General features: G+C 73.5%; 11 protein-coding genes. 7 read left to right on the top strand and 4 right to left on the bottom strand.

Features of this window, described 5'->3' with window-relative positions:
• Positions 1–174: 174 nt before the first annotated feature.
• The 3 genes from ABTZ17_RS23570 to ABTZ17_RS23560 form a co-directional block, all read right to left on the bottom strand.
• Entirely contained in the window at positions 175–2,187 is a 2,013-nt protein-coding gene (locus ABTZ17_RS23570; RefSeq protein ID WP_352197670.1) for a glycosyltransferase, read from the bottom strand.
• Positions 2,188–2,340: 153 nt separating this feature from the next.
• Complete coding sequence (locus tag ABTZ17_RS23565; protein WP_352197669.1) at positions 2,341–3,537, bottom strand: glycosyltransferase; 1,197 nt, start codon at positions 3,535–3,537, stop codon at positions 2,341–2,343.
• 41 nt (positions 3,538–3,578) lie between these two features.
• Complete coding sequence (locus ABTZ17_RS23560) at positions 3,579–6,416, bottom strand: bifunctional glycosyltransferase/CDP-glycerol:glycerophosphate glycerophosphotransferase (RefSeq protein ID WP_352197674.1); 2,838 nt, start codon at positions 6,414–6,416, stop codon at positions 3,579–3,581.
• Between the two features lie 297 nt (positions 6,417–6,713).
• Between ABTZ17_RS23560 and ABTZ17_RS23555 the strand changes: the two genes are divergently transcribed.
• The 7 genes from ABTZ17_RS23555 to ABTZ17_RS23525 all read left to right on the top strand — a co-directional run bounded on the left by ABTZ17_RS23555 (position 6,714) and on the right by ABTZ17_RS23525 (position 13,590).
• Positions 6,714–7,724: a glycosyltransferase family 2 protein gene (locus ABTZ17_RS23555; protein WP_352197668.1), complete on the top strand. Its 1,011-nt coding sequence runs from the start codon at positions 6,714–6,716 to the stop codon at positions 7,722–7,724.
• Positions 7,725–7,966: 242 nt separating this feature from the next.
• A complete protein-coding gene (locus ABTZ17_RS23550) occupies positions 7,967–8,332 on the top strand; it encodes a GtrA family protein (RefSeq protein ID WP_352197673.1) in 366 nt (121 codons plus the stop codon).
• 104 nt (positions 8,333–8,436) lie between these two features.
• A complete protein-coding gene (proB, locus tag ABTZ17_RS23545) occupies positions 8,437–9,564 on the top strand; it encodes a glutamate 5-kinase (protein ID WP_352197667.1) in 1,128 nt (375 codons plus the stop codon).
• Between the two features lie 183 nt (positions 9,565–9,747).
• On the top strand, positions 9,748–10,122 hold the full coding sequence (locus tag ABTZ17_RS23540) for a DUF8830 family protein (RefSeq protein WP_352197672.1): 375 nt from the start codon (positions 9,748–9,750) through the stop codon (positions 10,120–10,122).
• 213 nt (positions 10,123–10,335) lie between these two features.
• Positions 10,336–11,604 (top strand): glutamate-5-semialdehyde dehydrogenase, encoded by a 1,269-nt coding sequence (locus ABTZ17_RS23535; RefSeq protein WP_352197666.1) that lies wholly within the window; start codon positions 10,336–10,338, stop codon positions 11,602–11,604.
• Between the two features lie 76 nt (positions 11,605–11,680).
• On the top strand, positions 11,681–12,298 hold the full coding sequence (locus ABTZ17_RS23530; RefSeq protein ID WP_352197665.1) for an SCO2584 family spore wall biosynthesis protein: 618 nt from the start codon (positions 11,681–11,683) through the stop codon (positions 12,296–12,298).
• A gap of 188 nt (positions 12,299–12,486) precedes the next feature.
• Positions 12,487–13,590 carry an SCO2583 family membrane protein gene (locus tag ABTZ17_RS23525; RefSeq protein ID WP_352197664.1) on the top strand — a complete coding sequence of 368 codons (1,104 nt, stop codon included), beginning with the start codon at positions 12,487–12,489 and terminating at the stop codon, positions 13,588–13,590.
• A 22-nt stretch (positions 13,591–13,612) separates the two neighbouring features.
• Here ABTZ17_RS23525 and ABTZ17_RS23520 read toward each other — a convergent pair whose 3' ends face one another.
• Positions 13,613–14,692 carry a M48 family metallopeptidase gene (locus ABTZ17_RS23520; protein WP_352197663.1) on the bottom strand — a complete coding sequence of 360 codons (1,080 nt, stop codon included), beginning with the start codon at positions 14,690–14,692 and terminating at the stop codon, positions 13,613–13,615.
• Positions 14,693–14,775: the final 83 nt, after the last annotated feature.

The raw sequence follows: 14,775 nt of genomic DNA, 5'->3' as shown, positions 1-14,775 counted from the left end.
TCTCCCGTCCGGGCCCCGCCCCGCCCCCCCCCGCGCGCCCCGCCGCGCGCCCCCCGTCCCGACGGGGCGCGCGCGACCCTTCGGGGGCCGTCCGGGACCGCCGGGCGGCCCTCCGCCGTATCCGGGGGACCCGGCGGGTCGCCCGGGAGGCCGCGGGGCCGTGCGGGGCCGGGATCAGGCCGGAGAGGGGGCCGTACGGTCCGTCCGGAGCCCCCGCAGCGCGCGCAGGCCCCGCCGGAGCAGGGCGGCCGACCGGCGCACCGCCGGGGGCCGCACGGTGACCCGGAGCGGCCCGCCGTCGGGGCCGGCCACGGGCAGCTCGCGGACGAATCCGCCCGCCGCCACGCGCAGCCGCACCTCCCAGGTGCCCGCCGGCAGTCCGCGCACCGGGCAGCGGACCAGGGCCCGGCCCTCCTGATCGCTCGTGCCCCGGCCGGGTGCCGGCAGTGCCGTCCGTCCGGGGGAGTCGAGGACGAGCCGCAGCTCGGCGTCCGGGGAGCAGCCCGGCAGGGTGGCCAGGACCTCGACGGTGATCCGGCCGCGCGGTCCGCGGAGCAGGGTCCCGTGGGCGTCCCGGCCGAGCGGGAAGCGGGTGGCGCCGATGTCGAGGTTCACGTGGCCGTGGGCGGCGGAGTGGAACACGGCGGCCGCGGTGATCCCGGCGGGACCGCGGTCGACCAGGCGGGGTTCCGGGGGTCCGTCGTACCGGTCTCCGGCCGGGCGGGGCAGCCAGGCTTCCCGGTACAGCTCGCCTCCGTCCGGGTCCCCGGCGGCCACGGCCACCCGGACCGTCCACTGGCCCTCGGGGAGCGGCCGGCCGTCGTCGGCGGCGGCCAGGTCCACGGCGCAGGTCCAGTGGCCCTCGGTGTCGGTCTCGGCGGGGATCCGGCAGGTGTACCCCTGGCGGCGGAGCAGCAGGGAGGTGCGCAGCGGCACCTCGGGCCCCAGGCCGGTGAGGCGGGCCCGTCCGGCGAGTCGGAGCACCGCCCCGTCCCAGTGGTGGTCGGACAGTTCCTGGCGCAGGGACACCCGGCGGGTGAGGTCGTAAAGGGCTTCGGGCGGGGCGTCCGGGCCGGCGCGGAATCCGGGGTAGAGGGCGTGGGCGCGGCCCCCGGAGACCTCCGCGGGGACCTCGCGGGGCCCGTCCGGTCCGGTGTCGGCGGCCACGACGGCGGTGAGCGCGGTCGGGTCGCCGCGGCGCAGGTGGTGGGCGCGCAGGCGCAGTCCGGGCGGGAGGGCGTCGAGGATCGGCTCGGTCAGCCAGCGGTCGAGCAGCGGTCGGGCGGCTTCCGCCATGGCGAGGCGGTCCGTGGCGTCCCGGGCGAGGTAGTGGGGGCCGAAGGCGGAGAGCACTTCGCCGTGGAAGTGCCGGCGCATCAGGGCGTCCCGGTCGGGTCCGGCGGGCACGTGCCGGGCGACCAACTCCATCACCCCGGCCACGAAGTCGAACTGGGCGGGCCAGTCCAGGTCCTGTCGGGTGGCGTTGCCGCCGTCGGCGCGGCCCCGCAGGTAGTAGCAGTCGTGGTCGGCGACCACCGATATGCGGGCGGCGTGCAGCAGCCCGTGCACGGCGAAGGGCAGGTCCTCGTTGACGAGTAGGCCCTCGGTGAAGCGGAGCCCGTAGGCGTCGACGAGGGTGCGCCGCCAGAGCTTGTAGGCGGCGAGGGTCCAGTACACGGGGGAGTGGAAGAGGTCGACGGTGGGGCTGGTGGTGCGCAGGTCCACGGGCGCGGGCCGGCCGCCGGTGCCGACGATCCGCCCGTACACGACGTCCGAGTCGTGTTCCTCGGCCATGGCCACCAGCCGTTCCAGGGCCCGCTCGCCGAGTCGGTCGTCGGAGTCCAGGAAGAACAGGTACCGGCCGCGGGCCCGCTCGATGCCGAGGTTGCGGGGGCGTCCGGCGCCTCCGGAGGCGGGCGCGTGCAGGACGGTGGCGTTCGGCCGGTCGGCCGCCCAGGCGTCGAGCCACCGGGCCGAGCCGTCGGTGGAGCCGTCGTCCACGGCGATGACCTCGACGAGCCGGGGGTCCAAGGTCTGGGCGGCCACCGAGTCGAAGCACTCGGCCAGGTACGGCAGGGTGTCGTGGACGGGCACGACGACGGAGACGAGGGGCGCGCCTGTGGCGGCCTCGGTGGGAGTGCCGGACCCCGGGGGCACGGCGGGGGCGGAGGGTGTGGCGGGAGGCATGGGTCCCCTCGTTCGGCGTTCCCCCCGGCCGGTGCGGCCTGCACCATCGAGCCTACGCCGACGGGCCACCACCCCCAGGGGTGATGGCCCGTTCTCCGGTGGACGGAGGTCCTGTCCTGATACAGGACCTCCGTCGTCCCGGGATGGTTCCGGTCAGCGGTGCAGCAAGGCGAACAGTGCCTCCCAGCGGCCCGTGATCTCCTCCGTGGAGTACCGCTGGATGTCCGTACGGGCCTTCTCGCCCATGCGGTCCCGCAGCTCGCCGTCGGAGATCAGCTCCTCCAGGCGGCGGGCGAACTCGCCCGTGTTCCCGGGCGGCGCGATGAGGCCGTTCTCCCCGTCCGTGATGATCTCCCGGACGCCGGGGGCCACGTCGAAGGCCACGCAGGGCACGGCCGTCGCCATGGCCTCCATCAGGGCCAGCGGGAAGCCCTCGCCGCGGGAGGACAGGGCGAACACCGCGCTCTCGCGCAGCGCCCCGGGCACGTCGGAGGTGCGGCCCATCCACTCCACCGAGGAGGAGATCCCCAGCTGGGCGGCCTGCTTCTTGAGCGCCTCCTCCTCCGGGCCCGACCCGTACAGGGTCAGCACCCAGTCGGGGTGGCGCGGGGCGATCTCGGCCCAGGAGTCGAGGAGCAGGTCCACGCCCTTCTCCTCGTGCAGCCGGCCGATGCTGACCACGCGCTTCGCGGTCCGCTCCGAGGGCACCTCGGGGAAGAAGGGCAGCGGGTTCGGCATGGAGCCGACGTTGTCCATCCGCTGGCGGATCCACAGGTCGGCGTCCTCACGGGTGAGGGCCAGCATGCGGTCCACGTCCTTGTAGAAGCGCTTCACGCGCCCGAACCGGGAGGACTTGCGGCAGGTCTCGAAGGACTCGTGGCTCATGCCGACGACCTTCAGCCCGGCCGTCTCGGCCAGCGCCACCCACTCCATCGCCCAGACCTGGGTCACGATGACCACGGAGCCGGGGCGGGCGGTGCGGAACAGCGCGGTCAGCTTCGCGGCCTGCTCGTGCATCCCGGCCTCGCGGGCGGCGTGCCGGCGCCGCTCGGCCAGGTCCAGCTTGCCCTTGAGGCCGCGCAGCGGCTTCACCGACGGCGGGTGCGCGTCGTACAGGGTGGTGGTCCGGTACGGCAGGTCCGGGCCCAGGTCGGCGCGCCGGCCCTCGGGGGCCGGGACGATGCCGACCACGTGCACGGAGTGCCCGCGGTCCGCGAACAGCCGCGCCATCTGGTGCGACCAGCTGGTGATGCCGCCGAGCTCGTCCACGCTGTTGGAGACGAGGAAGACGTCGCGGACCGGGGTCGCCGCGACCCCGGAGTCCTCGGTGGTGGTGTGCGTTTCGCTCATGGCCGTTCCGGTCGTCGTCGGGGACGTCGTCGTCTGGGACATCAACGGGTCCATCCGGAGAAGAACGTGTCCACGATGGTCTTCGCCGCGGTGCCCCGGTCGTACTCGCCGAACTCGGAGACGAACCGCCGGCGGGCCGCCGCGTGGGTGTCTTCGCCGGAGCCCAGGCCCTTCAGGACCGTGCGGAACTCCTCCTCGGTCCGGAAGACCGGACCGGGGGCGTGCTCCGCCAGGTCGAAGTAGGTGCCGCGGCCCTCGTGGACGTACTGGTCGTAGTCGTACGTGAAGAACAGCATCGGCCGGTCGAGCAGGGCGTAGTCGAACATCACGGAGGAATAGTCCGTGATCAGCGCGTCCGCGAGCTGCATCAGCGGCATCACGTCGTGGCGCGCCGAGACGTCGATGACCCGGCCCTTCACGGTCGGGGGCAGCACCACGTGGTTGAGGTAGTGCGCCCGGACCAGCAGCACGTACTGGTCCCCGAACTCCTCCGCGAACCGCTCCACGTCGAAGGGGACGGGGAAGTTGCCGGGGGTGCGGAAGGTCGGCGCGTACAGCAGCACCTTCTTGTCAGCGGGGATGCCCAGCTCGGCGGCGAGCGGGCCGCGGCTGCGCGCACCCGAGGCGAGCTCGTTCTGCCGGGCCTTGACCAGCACGTCGTTGCGCGGGTAGCCCACGCGCATCAGCTTGTCCTCGGGGATCCGGAAGGCCCGGGCGAGGGTGCGCACGTCGTGCTCGGTGCGGCACAGGAAGTGGTCGAAGCGACCGAGGTGCTTCTCCTCCGCGGCCTGCGCGGCGTGCGTGGCGGCCTTCAGACCGGGCTGGTCGAAGCCCATCTTCTTCAGGGCGGAGCCGTGCCAGGTCTGGATGTACGTGGTCTCGGGGCGCTTGGTGAGCTTGAGCGGGTAGCTCTGGTTGTCCACCCAGAACTCGGCCCGGGCCAGCGCCTTGAGGTAGGGCAGGGACCAGCGGCGCACCAGGTGGGCGTCCTCGGGGTAGTCCTTGGGGCTGCCCGCGTAGGACCAGTACGCCTCGAACTCCAGGCCGCGGGCGCGCATCTCCTCGTAGACGGCGCGCGGGCTGTCGCTGTACTGCTTGCCCAGCATGCTCTCGAAGACGACGGTCCGCTTCTTGACGGGCATCCGCCCGTACACCTCGTGGAAGAGGCGCAGCTTGGTCTTGTCCGAGGTCAGCGTCTTGCGGAGGTCCTTGGCCTTGCGGTAGCCGGCCTTGGCCAGCTTGCCGGGCCTGCCACGCACGGCGCTCTGGATGATCTCCTCGATGCGCTCGTTGTCGTGCTTGGCGGAGACCAGCCGGAAGGCCAGGTGGCCCTTGGAGGTGGGGTGCGGCTCGATGTGGTCGGCGACCAGTCGGGTCAGGCGGGGCTTGACCGGCAGCATGCCGCGGCCCAGCTCGTTCTCGCCGACGCTCAGCCGGGTGATCGTCTTCTTGCCGTCCACGTCGAGGATGACGCGGACGTCCCAGACGGAGTCGATGATGCCGAGCGGCCGCAACTTGGAGCTGAGGTCGACCTCGGCCTCCCAGGCGAGGGAGGTGCCCTCGTGCCGCAGGGACTTCACCGGGAAGGCGAAGGTCTGCAGGCTGCGGCGGCGGGCCCGGAACTCGATCTGGCCGAGGACCCGGGACTCCGGCTTGATCACGCCCAGCGGGTTGGTGATCCGGCCGGCCAGGCGGACGGTGCCGTCGGACTCCCCGTACTCGGTCAGCGCGTTCCGGAGGAACATCTTCTGGACCGGCTTCTGGTGGTAGCCCAGCTCGGTGACGTCGAGGATCTCGCGGCCGAGGGGGTCGTCGAGGTGCTCGGCGCACCAGTAGATCCGGCCGTCGCGCTCGGTCAGCGGGGCGGAGATCTTGTCGCGGTGGATCAGCGTGTCCACGGCGGGCAGCAGGTTGTCCCAGTCGCCCTTCTGCAGCAGGTACGCGCAGATGGCCTGGATCGGCTGGACCCGGGCGTAGGCGCCCTCGTCGAGGCCGGCCAGGTAGTCGCGGGACAGCTCGGCGAACTCGCGGCGGTAGGACTCGTCGCGGAACGGCAGGTCACGCAGATGCAGTACGAGGTCGTGCTTGAGGAACTTGACGTCCTTGTCCTGGCGCATGCCGGTGAGGCCGTGCTGCTCCAGGAGGGCGTCGATCCGCCGGTGGATCTCCAGCCGGTGGATGTAGTTGCTCATCTCGTGGCGCCGGTTGGTGACCGACTTGACCTTGGCCTTCTCGTGGACGTGCCAGAAGTAGACCTGGTTCGGGATGAGGGTGATCTTCTTCGCGGCGAGGTAGGCCTCGGCGATGAACATCAGGTCCTCGTAGAGCATCCCCTTCGGGAAGAGGAGGTTGTTCTCCAGGAGGAAGTCGCGGCGGTAGCACTTGTTCGTGGACAGGGTGTCCCACACGAACAGGTCCGGCAGCTCGCTGACCGAGTCCAGGGTGCGCGTGGTGCGGTACAGCCAGGAGTACCACTCGTCGCGCTTCTGGTTGCGGGTGTCCTTGTGGATCCGCACGCAGAGGCCCGAGACCAGGTCCGCGCCGGTCCGCTCGGCGGCCTCCAGCATGTTGCGGCAGGCGTTGACCTCAAGGACGTCGTCGCTGTCGAGGAACATCACGTAGCGGCCGCGGGCGTGCCCGATGCCGACGTTGCGGGGCTCGCCGCCCGCGCCACTGTTCTCGGGCAGCTGGTAGGCGCGCACCCGTCCCGGGTGGGCGGCCTCCAGTTCCTTGGCGACCTCGAACGACCTGTCCTTGCTGCAGTCGTCCACGATGACGACCTCGGCACTGTCGAGGGTCTGGTCCAACACCGATTGGACGGCCGTGGGCAGCCGCGCTGCGTCGTTGTAGACGATGACGACCACGGAGACGTCGGGCACTGGCACCTCAATCCATTTGTTCTCCTGCACGCCCGTCAAAGCTACCGTGTGTTCCCGAGTGCCCCGGCAGCGGTATACCTCCGCTATGGCCGGAATCTCACCTTTCTTCCGACCGGTCACCCACGGTGACCCCGGGCGCGTCCCCCGAACCGGCCCCTTCCGCCGGTCGGGCGGACCCCGCGCGGACCCCGAAAACACGCAACGCCCCATTACCCCGGCAAACAGGGCATCGGTGGCATAGTGCCGGGGGGGTTCGGCCCCATCGGAGCGGGCCGGTGAGACGTGACGGGGAAGGGCATGACGAAGCTGTCCGTAGTCGTTCCGTGCTTCAACGAAGAAGCGGTCATCGAAGCCTTCGACCGCGAGGTCCGCGAGGTCCTCGGCACGCTCCCCGTCACCTACGAGATCTGCTACGTCGACGACGGCAGCCGCGACGGCACCCTCCCCAAGCTCCGCCGGATCGCCGCCGAACACGGGGACCGCGCCCGGTACGTCTCCTTCAGCCGCAACTTCGGCAAGGAGGCCGCCATGCTCGCCGGCCTCCGCGAGGCCACCGGCGACGCCGTGGTCATCATGGACGCCGACCTCCAGCACCCGCCTGAGCTCATCGGACGCATGCTGGAGCTCTACCAGCAGGGCCACGACCAGATCATCGCCCGCCGCACCCGCGACGGCGACCGGCCCCTCCGCACCGCCCTGAGCCGCCTCTACTATCGCGGGGTGAACAGGTGGGTGGACGTGGAGCTGACCGACGGCGTCGGCGACTTCCGGCTGCTGTCCCGCCCCGCCGTGGACGCCCTGCTCTCCATGCCCGAGTACAACCGCTTCTCCAAGGGCCTGTTCTCCTGGATCGGCTTCGACACCGTCCACTTCGACTACCGCAACGCCCAGCGCGGCGCGGGCGAGACCAAGTGGCGGTTCGGCGCCCTGCTCAACTACGGCATGGACGGTCTGATCTCCTTCAACAACCGGCCGCTGCGCGTCGGCATCTGGATGGGCGCCGCCCTCACCGCCCTGGCGGCCCTGTACGCCCTCTGGGTGATCGCCATGGCCCTGGCCTTCGGGGTCAGCGCCCCCGGCTACGTCACCCTGGTGGCCATCAGCGTGGGCCTCGGCGGGGTCCAGCTGGTCATGCTCGGACTCATCGGCGAGTACATCGGCCGGATCTACTACGAGACCAAGCGCCGCCCGCACTTCCTGGTCAAGGAGGCGCACGTGCCCGGCGCCGCCGGCGCCCTCACCGCCGCCCGCACCGCCGGGGAGCAGCGTGCCGGCCTGGGCGAACCGGTCCGCCCCGTCCGCCCGTGACCGCCCGGCCGCCCGCCCCGGAGGGCACGGGACTCCCTGTCGCGCGATCCGGACCCGGACCCGAGGCGCCGGCGGTGCCCGCCGGGTCCGCCGCGGCCGGGCGTGCCCCCGTCGGGTCCGGGCGCGCCGCCGACCGGTCCGCCGCCCCATCCGACATCGCCGCCCCCGCCCCCGACATCGCCGCCCTCGCCGACGCCGGGCCCGGACCGGTCCGCCGCGGGGCGGGCCGCTTCGCCCCCGTCCTGCGGTTCGCCCTGGTCGGCGTGGTCAACACCGGCACCTTCTTCGGGCTCTACCTGCTGCTCCACCCCTGGTTGCCGTACTTCGCCGCCTACACCCTCGCCTTCCTGCTCAGCATGGTCGGCTCCTTCTTCCTGAACACCTACTTCACCTACCGCACCCGCCCCACCTGGAAGAAGTTCCTGCTCTTCCCGCTCACGAACCTCACCAACTACCTCGTCCAGTCGGCCGGGCTCTACGCCCTGGTCGGCTGGGCCGGCATGGACTCCCGCACCGCCCCGCTGCTCGCCGCGGCCGCCGCCGTGCCCGTCACCTACCTGCTCTCCCGCCGGATCCTGCTCCCCGGCACCGCCGCCCCCCGGCCCTGAGGCGGCCCCGCCGGGACCGTCCGCGGAGCGGAACGCGCGGGCGGCCCGCCCCCGGCACCCCGTAAATTGGTGGCCCACCCATCGGGCTCGCAAAGGGGATCGACGTGTCAGCGGCAAGGCAGGGCGTCACGGACGCCCGCAGGATCGTGGTCAAGGTCGGCTCCTCCTCCCTGACCACCGCCGCCGGGGGCCTCGACGCCGACCGGGTCGACGCCCTCGTCGACGTCCTCGCCAAGGCCCGCAGCGGCGGCGCCAAGGAGATCGTGCTCGTCTCCAGCGGAGCCATCGCCGCCGGTCTCGCCCCGCTCGGCCTGCGCCGCCGCCCCACCGACCTGGCCCGCCAGCAGGCCGCCGCCAGCGTCGGCCAGGGCCTCCTCGTCGCTCGGTACACCGCCTCCTTCGCCCGCTACGGGGTCCGCGTCGGCCAGGTGCTGCTCACCACCGACGACACCAGCCGCCGCGCGCACTACCGCAACGCCTACCGGACCCTGGACCAGCTCCTGGCCATGGGCGCCCTGCCGGTCGTCAACGAGAACGACACCGTCGCCACGGACGAGATCCGCTTCGGGGACAACGACCGCCTCGCCGCGCTCGTCGCCCACCTGGTCCGCGCCGACCTCCTCGTCCTCCTGTCCGACGTGGACGGCCTCTACGACGGCGACCCCTCGCTGCCCGGCACCAGCCGCATCGACGAGGTCCGCGGCCCCGCCGACATCGCGCACGTGTCCATCGGCAGCGCCGGCAAGGCGGGCGTCGGCACCGGCGGCATGGTCACCAAGGTCGAGGCCGCCCGGATCGCCGCCGCCGCGGGCATCCCGGTGGTCCTCACCTCCGCCAGCCAGGCCGCCGACGCCCTCGCGGGCCGGGGCACCGGCACCTACTTCCACGCCACCGGCCGCCGCTCCGCCGACCGGCTGCTCTGGCTCCAGCACGCCTCCGCCCCCCAGGGACACCTGGTCCTCGACGCGGGCGCCGTCCGGGCCGTCACCGAGGGCGGCGGCTCCCTGCTGCCCGCCGGGATCGCCGCCGTCGGCGGGGACTTCGTCGCGGGCGACCCGGTGGAGCTGCGCGACGCCGACGGCCGGGCCGTCGCCCGCGGGCTCGTCAACTTCGACGCCAAGGAACTCCCCCAGCTGCTCGGCCGCTCCACCCGCGAGCTGGCCCGCGAGCTCGGACCGGAATACGAACGCGAGGTCGTCCACCGGGACGATCTGGTCCTCCTGCACGGCTGAGGTTCGGCAAAAACACCGCACAACGCCCTCCGGGCTGGTCAGATGGGGGAGCAGGACCCGCACGAAGGACGCCCGCCGGGCCGACGCTGACAACAGCTGACACCCGCCGGACCCGACCACCGCTGACGTACGGACGCGACCAGGAGGCCGCCGGTGAGACGAACGCGCCCGGGGGAGCGAGCGCTGACCAGCGTCGAAACAGGCCAGGACGTGACGACGTCCCGGCTCTGGCACGTCACCCTCAGCGTCTCCGGCACCGCCGCCCCGCTCGCGGAGGTGCGCCGGGGCCTCGAACAACTGGCCCACGACCACCCGTTCCTGCTGACCAGCCGCTACGCCGACGACCACGCGGAGATCCGCTACTGGGAAGAGGCCCGCGACCTCCACGACGCCGCGGCCGTCGCGCTGCGGCTCTGGGGCGAGCACCGCTCCACGGCCAAGCTGCCGCCCTGGGAGATCGTCGGCCTGGAGGTCATCGACCGCGCCACCTACCACCAGCGCGTGGCGGAGGGCTACGGCCCGCCGCCCGCCTCCCCGGTGGGCGTCCACCCCTACTGACGGGGGTCGGCCCCGGGGGACCACGCGGTTCATCACCCGCCTCGGCCCCGTGCGGCCCCGCCGGGGAGCCCGTGCGCGGCCCCGGCTCCGGCGAGCGGCCGGTCGGGGAGGGTGCCCCGCTGGGCAACCGCCCCGCCCGGCGCCCGGTGCCCCGCCATCTCGCTGGGCGGAACCCCCGCCACCCCGCCCACCGCACCGGTCTACCCTGCCCCCATGACCACGCAGCTCAGCCCCGTCACCGAGACCGCCACCCGCGCCCGCACCGCCGCCGCGGTCCTCGCCCCCCTGCCGCGGTCCGCCAAGGACACCGCGCTGCTGGCCATCGCCGACGCCCTGGTGGCCCGCACCGCCGAGATCGTCGAGGCCAACGCCGTCGACACCGCCAAGGCCCGGGCCGCCGGCACCAGCGAGACGGTCATCGACCGCCTCACGCTGACCCCCGAGCGGGTCGCCGCGATCGCCTCCGACGTCCGCGACGTCGCCGCCCTGCCGGACCCGGTGGGCGAGGTAGTCCGCGGCTCCACCCTCCCCAACGGCATCGACCTCCGCCAGGTCCGCGTGCCCCTCGGCGTGGTCGGCATCATCTACGAGGCCCGCCCCAACGTCACCGTGGACGCCGCCGCCCTCTGCCTCAAGTCCGGCAACGCCGTCCTGCTGCGCGGCAGCTCCTCCGCGTACGCCTCGAACACCGCGCTGGTCGCCGTCCTCCGCGACGCCGTGGCCGGGGCCGGCCTGCCCGCCGACGCCGTGCAGCTCGTCCCCGGCGAGAGCCGCGACTCCGTCCGCGAGCTGATGCGCGCCCGCGGCCTCGTCGACGTGCTGATCCCGCGCGGCGGTGCCTCCCTCATCCGCACCGTCGTCGAGGAGTCCACCGTCCCGGTCATCGAGACCGGCACCGGCAACTGCCACGTCTACGTGGACGCGCAGACCGACCTCGCCATGGCCGTGGAGATCCTGATCAACTCCAAGGCCCAGCGCCCCTCCGTCTGCAACGCCGCCGAGACCCTGCTGGTCCACCGCGACGTCGCCGCCGCGTTCCTGCCCCTCGCCCTCGACGCCCTCGCCGACGCCGGGGTCACCGTGCACGGCGACCCGGCCGTCCTCGCCCTGGCCGAGGGCACCAAGGCCACCGTCGTCCCCGCCACCGAGGAGGACTGGGAGACCGAGTACCTCTCCTACGACATCGCCGCGGCCGTCGTGGACTCCCTGGACGACGCCGTCGCCCACATCCGCCGCTGGACCTCCGGCCACACCGAGGCCATCGTCACCACCTCGCAGGCCGCGGCCCGCCGCTTCACCCAGTTGGTCGACTCCACCACGGTGGCCGTGAACGCCTCCACCCGGTTCACGGACGGTGGCCAGTTCGGCTTCGGCGCCGAGATCGGGATCTCCACCCAGAAGCTGCACGCCCGCGGCCCCATGGGCCTCCCGGAGCTGACCTCCACCAAGTACATCGTCACCGGCGACGGTCACGTCAGGTAATCGCGCCTTCGACGCCGGGTGGCCGAAATCCGCGCGCTCCCTGCCCAAACCCGCCCCCCAGGTCTACGCTGGTCCCGTGCCGGACGACGTGGGGGGCGAGCCGTTCCCGGACGACTGGGAGCCCGACGGAGACCGCGGAGGCGCGGATCAGGACTTCGCCTCCGTGGTGTTCGACGAGGACTTCGTCCGGAGCGCGAAGATCCATGAACCGACCGCGGCCGAGCGGACCCGGGCCGCGGCCCAGGCGCGGGCCGAGGCCGAGGAGGCCCGGGCGATGGCCCGCGGCCCGGCGGCCGTCGACGACGGCTGCGACAGCTACGACGGCTACCTGGACCGCTACGGCTACGGCTACGGCCCCGACGGGCAGCCCTACGGATTCGGCCCGGACTACGCCTACGGGTACGGGTACGGCTACGGGCCGTACGGGGCCCACGGCGGAGTCCTGCGGCCCTACCGCGGCCGGGCCCGCTGGCACCGCCCCGTGGCCTGGCTGCTGGCCGTGGTGATGGGCGTGGGCATGGTCGCCCTCGCCTTCACCGCCGTCTACCGCGGCGCCTCCGACGACCGCCGCGAGCAGAGCCCGCCGCCGCCCGCCTCCACCGGCGTCGGCGCCGGGGTCGGCGAGGGGCGCTCCGGCCCGGGCGCCGTCAGCGGCGGTTCCCTCGGCGGCCCGCCGGTGGTCCTGGCACCCTGAGGAGCCCCGCCGAGGCCGCCCGGGGGGGACCGGAAGGGGCCGGAAGGGCAATCCCCGGCCACCGGCGCGTTTACCGGCGCGCTCGCGGACGAACCCTCAAGGTACGACCCCGGTGCGCGCGTCCCCTCCGGACCGGAAGGGACGCCCCCAGGGGTCTTCCACGAGGGCTTCTCATGCGGGGAGAAGCAATGGCCGTGCCCGGAGATCCACCCGACGTACCCGAGGGCTTCGGGTCCGACGACGAATACCGGTCCGTCGTCTTCGACGAGGACTTCGTCCGGGCTGCCCGGCTCCAGGAGTACTCGGCCCACGAACGCCTCGAAGAACACAGCCGCGCCGTCCGCAGCCGCTCCGCCTGGACCCGGGACGGCTCCGGGGGCGGCCGGGCGGGCCGCCAGGGCCTGCTCCTGCTCGTGATCGTGGCCCTCGCCTTCGGCTTCGCCGTGTACACCGGCCTCGCCCGGCCCGGACACGTGCCCGTGCGGCGCGGCCACACCGAGGCCCTCACCGCCGCCGTCCTGCCGCTGGCCCCCCTCGGCCCGGTGCCCGGCGGGCGCCCCGCCGAGCTGTACGCCCGCGGCCCGGCCGCCGGCTACCGGGCCGGAGCCGCCGGCATCACCCTCCCGGCCGTACGGCACACCGCGCACTTCAGCGACGAGCAGGTGCTGACCGCCCTGTCCACCGCCAAGGAGTACCTGGTGCGCTCCGGCCTCGACCCCGACGTGCTCGCCGGCGCCACCGTGCGGCCCGTCCGCGCCCTCCTCGACCCCGGACAGACCGAGGCGTTCGACGAGAGCACCCTGCGCCCCGTGGCGGACGGCCGGCACGCCGCCACCGGCTGGCTGGTCCGCTTCGAACCGGGCACCGCCGTGGTCGCCGACCCCCGGATCCGGGTCTGGGGCACCCTCGCCTTCGCGGAGGCCGGACCGGACCTCCTGGAGGTCACCACCGACCACACCTTCGCGTACGTCCTGCGTCCCGCCGCCGGGCCGCAGCCCGTGGCCCGCGACCGCGGCAGCCTGTTCTCCGTACGCCGGGAACTGCGCTTCCGCTTCGACCGGGAGGACTTGGCGTCCCGCCGCACCGAGCTGACCTCGGCCCGGATCGCCGCCGGCCCCCTGGACTGCGCGGACGACCCCTCCGGGGCCTTCCGGCCGCTGCTGGCCGGGCAGACCGCCCGTACCTTCCGGCCGCCCGCCACCGACCCCTACCGGGCCGGCCACGCGCGGACCCCCGCGTGGTCCTGCGGCACCCTCGCCGCCGAGGCCCAACCCACCCCGGCGGCCCCCTGACGGGCCGCCGGGGAGGCCGCGATCAGCCCGCCTCCGGGCCGCCCTCCGGACCCTTCCTCGGCTCCGTCCCGGACCCGCCCGCGGCACCCGCGAAGCGGCCGCGCAGCCGCCCGGCCACGTCCCCCGCCCCGCCCGCCAAGTCCCCGACCAGCTTCATCAACGGATCCTTGCTGGTGCGCACCGTATCGGCGTAGTGCGAGGCCGACTGGCGGAAGGAATCCGTCACCGAGGCGTCCTTGTCCTCCTCGCGCCGCGGGTAGTGGCCCGCCATGATCCGCTGGTGGTCGCGGGTGGCGGCCCACTTCTTCAGCTCGGCGGCCCGCACCGTGGTGAAGGGGTGGCTGCGCGGCAGCACGTTGAGGATCTTCAGGACCGAGTCCCGCAGGTCCCCGCCGGCCTCGTACTCCTCCGCCTGCGCCAGGAAGGCGTCCACGTCCATCTCGTACAGGTGGTTGCCGCCCGCGATCTTCATCAGGCCGCGCAGGGACGCCTGGAGGTCCTGCCCCACCAGCAGCCCGGCCCGGTCCGCCGACAGCTCCGACTTCCGGAACCACTCCCGCAGCGCCGTCGTGATCGCCGTGATCGCCACCGTGCCCAGCGGGATCCACGCCACCTTCAGCGCCAGGTTCGTCAGGAACAGCAGCACCGTGCGGTACACGGCGTGCCCCGACAGGGCGTGCCCCACCTCGTGCCCGACGACCGCCCGCAGCTCCTCCTCGTCGAGGAGCTCCACCAGACCCGTGGTCACCACGATGATCGGCTCGTCCAGCCCGATGCACATGGCGTTCGGCTTCGGGTCCTGCTGGACGTACATCTGCGGGACCCGCTCCAGGTCCAGCACGTGGCAGGCGTCCACCAGCATCGCGTGCAGCCGCGGGAACTGCGTCTCGCCCACCCGCACCGAATCCGACAGGAACAACAGCCTCAGGCTGCGCTCCGGCAGCAGCCCGCTCAATGCCTTCAGCACCGTGTCGAAGCCCGTCAGGCGCCGCAGCGCCACCAGTGCCGACCGGTCCGCCGGATGCTCGTACGCCCGCGAGGAGATCCCCTCGAAACGCCTCCGGGTCCGCCCCGGAAGCCCCTCGCGCCCCTGCTCGTCCATTCCGTTCCCCCAGATTCGTGCTCGTCTCCACACTCCCGAACGCATGAGTCGGCGTGAGCGTGCCCGGACGCCCCGCATACGAT

Source organism: Streptomyces sp. NPDC097619 (genome assembly GCF_040302735.1).
In the GTDB taxonomy this organism is placed as follows: Bacteria; Actinomycetota; Actinomycetes; order Streptomycetales; family Streptomycetaceae; genus Streptomyces.
This window is presented reverse-complemented; position numbering and strand designations above follow the sequence as displayed.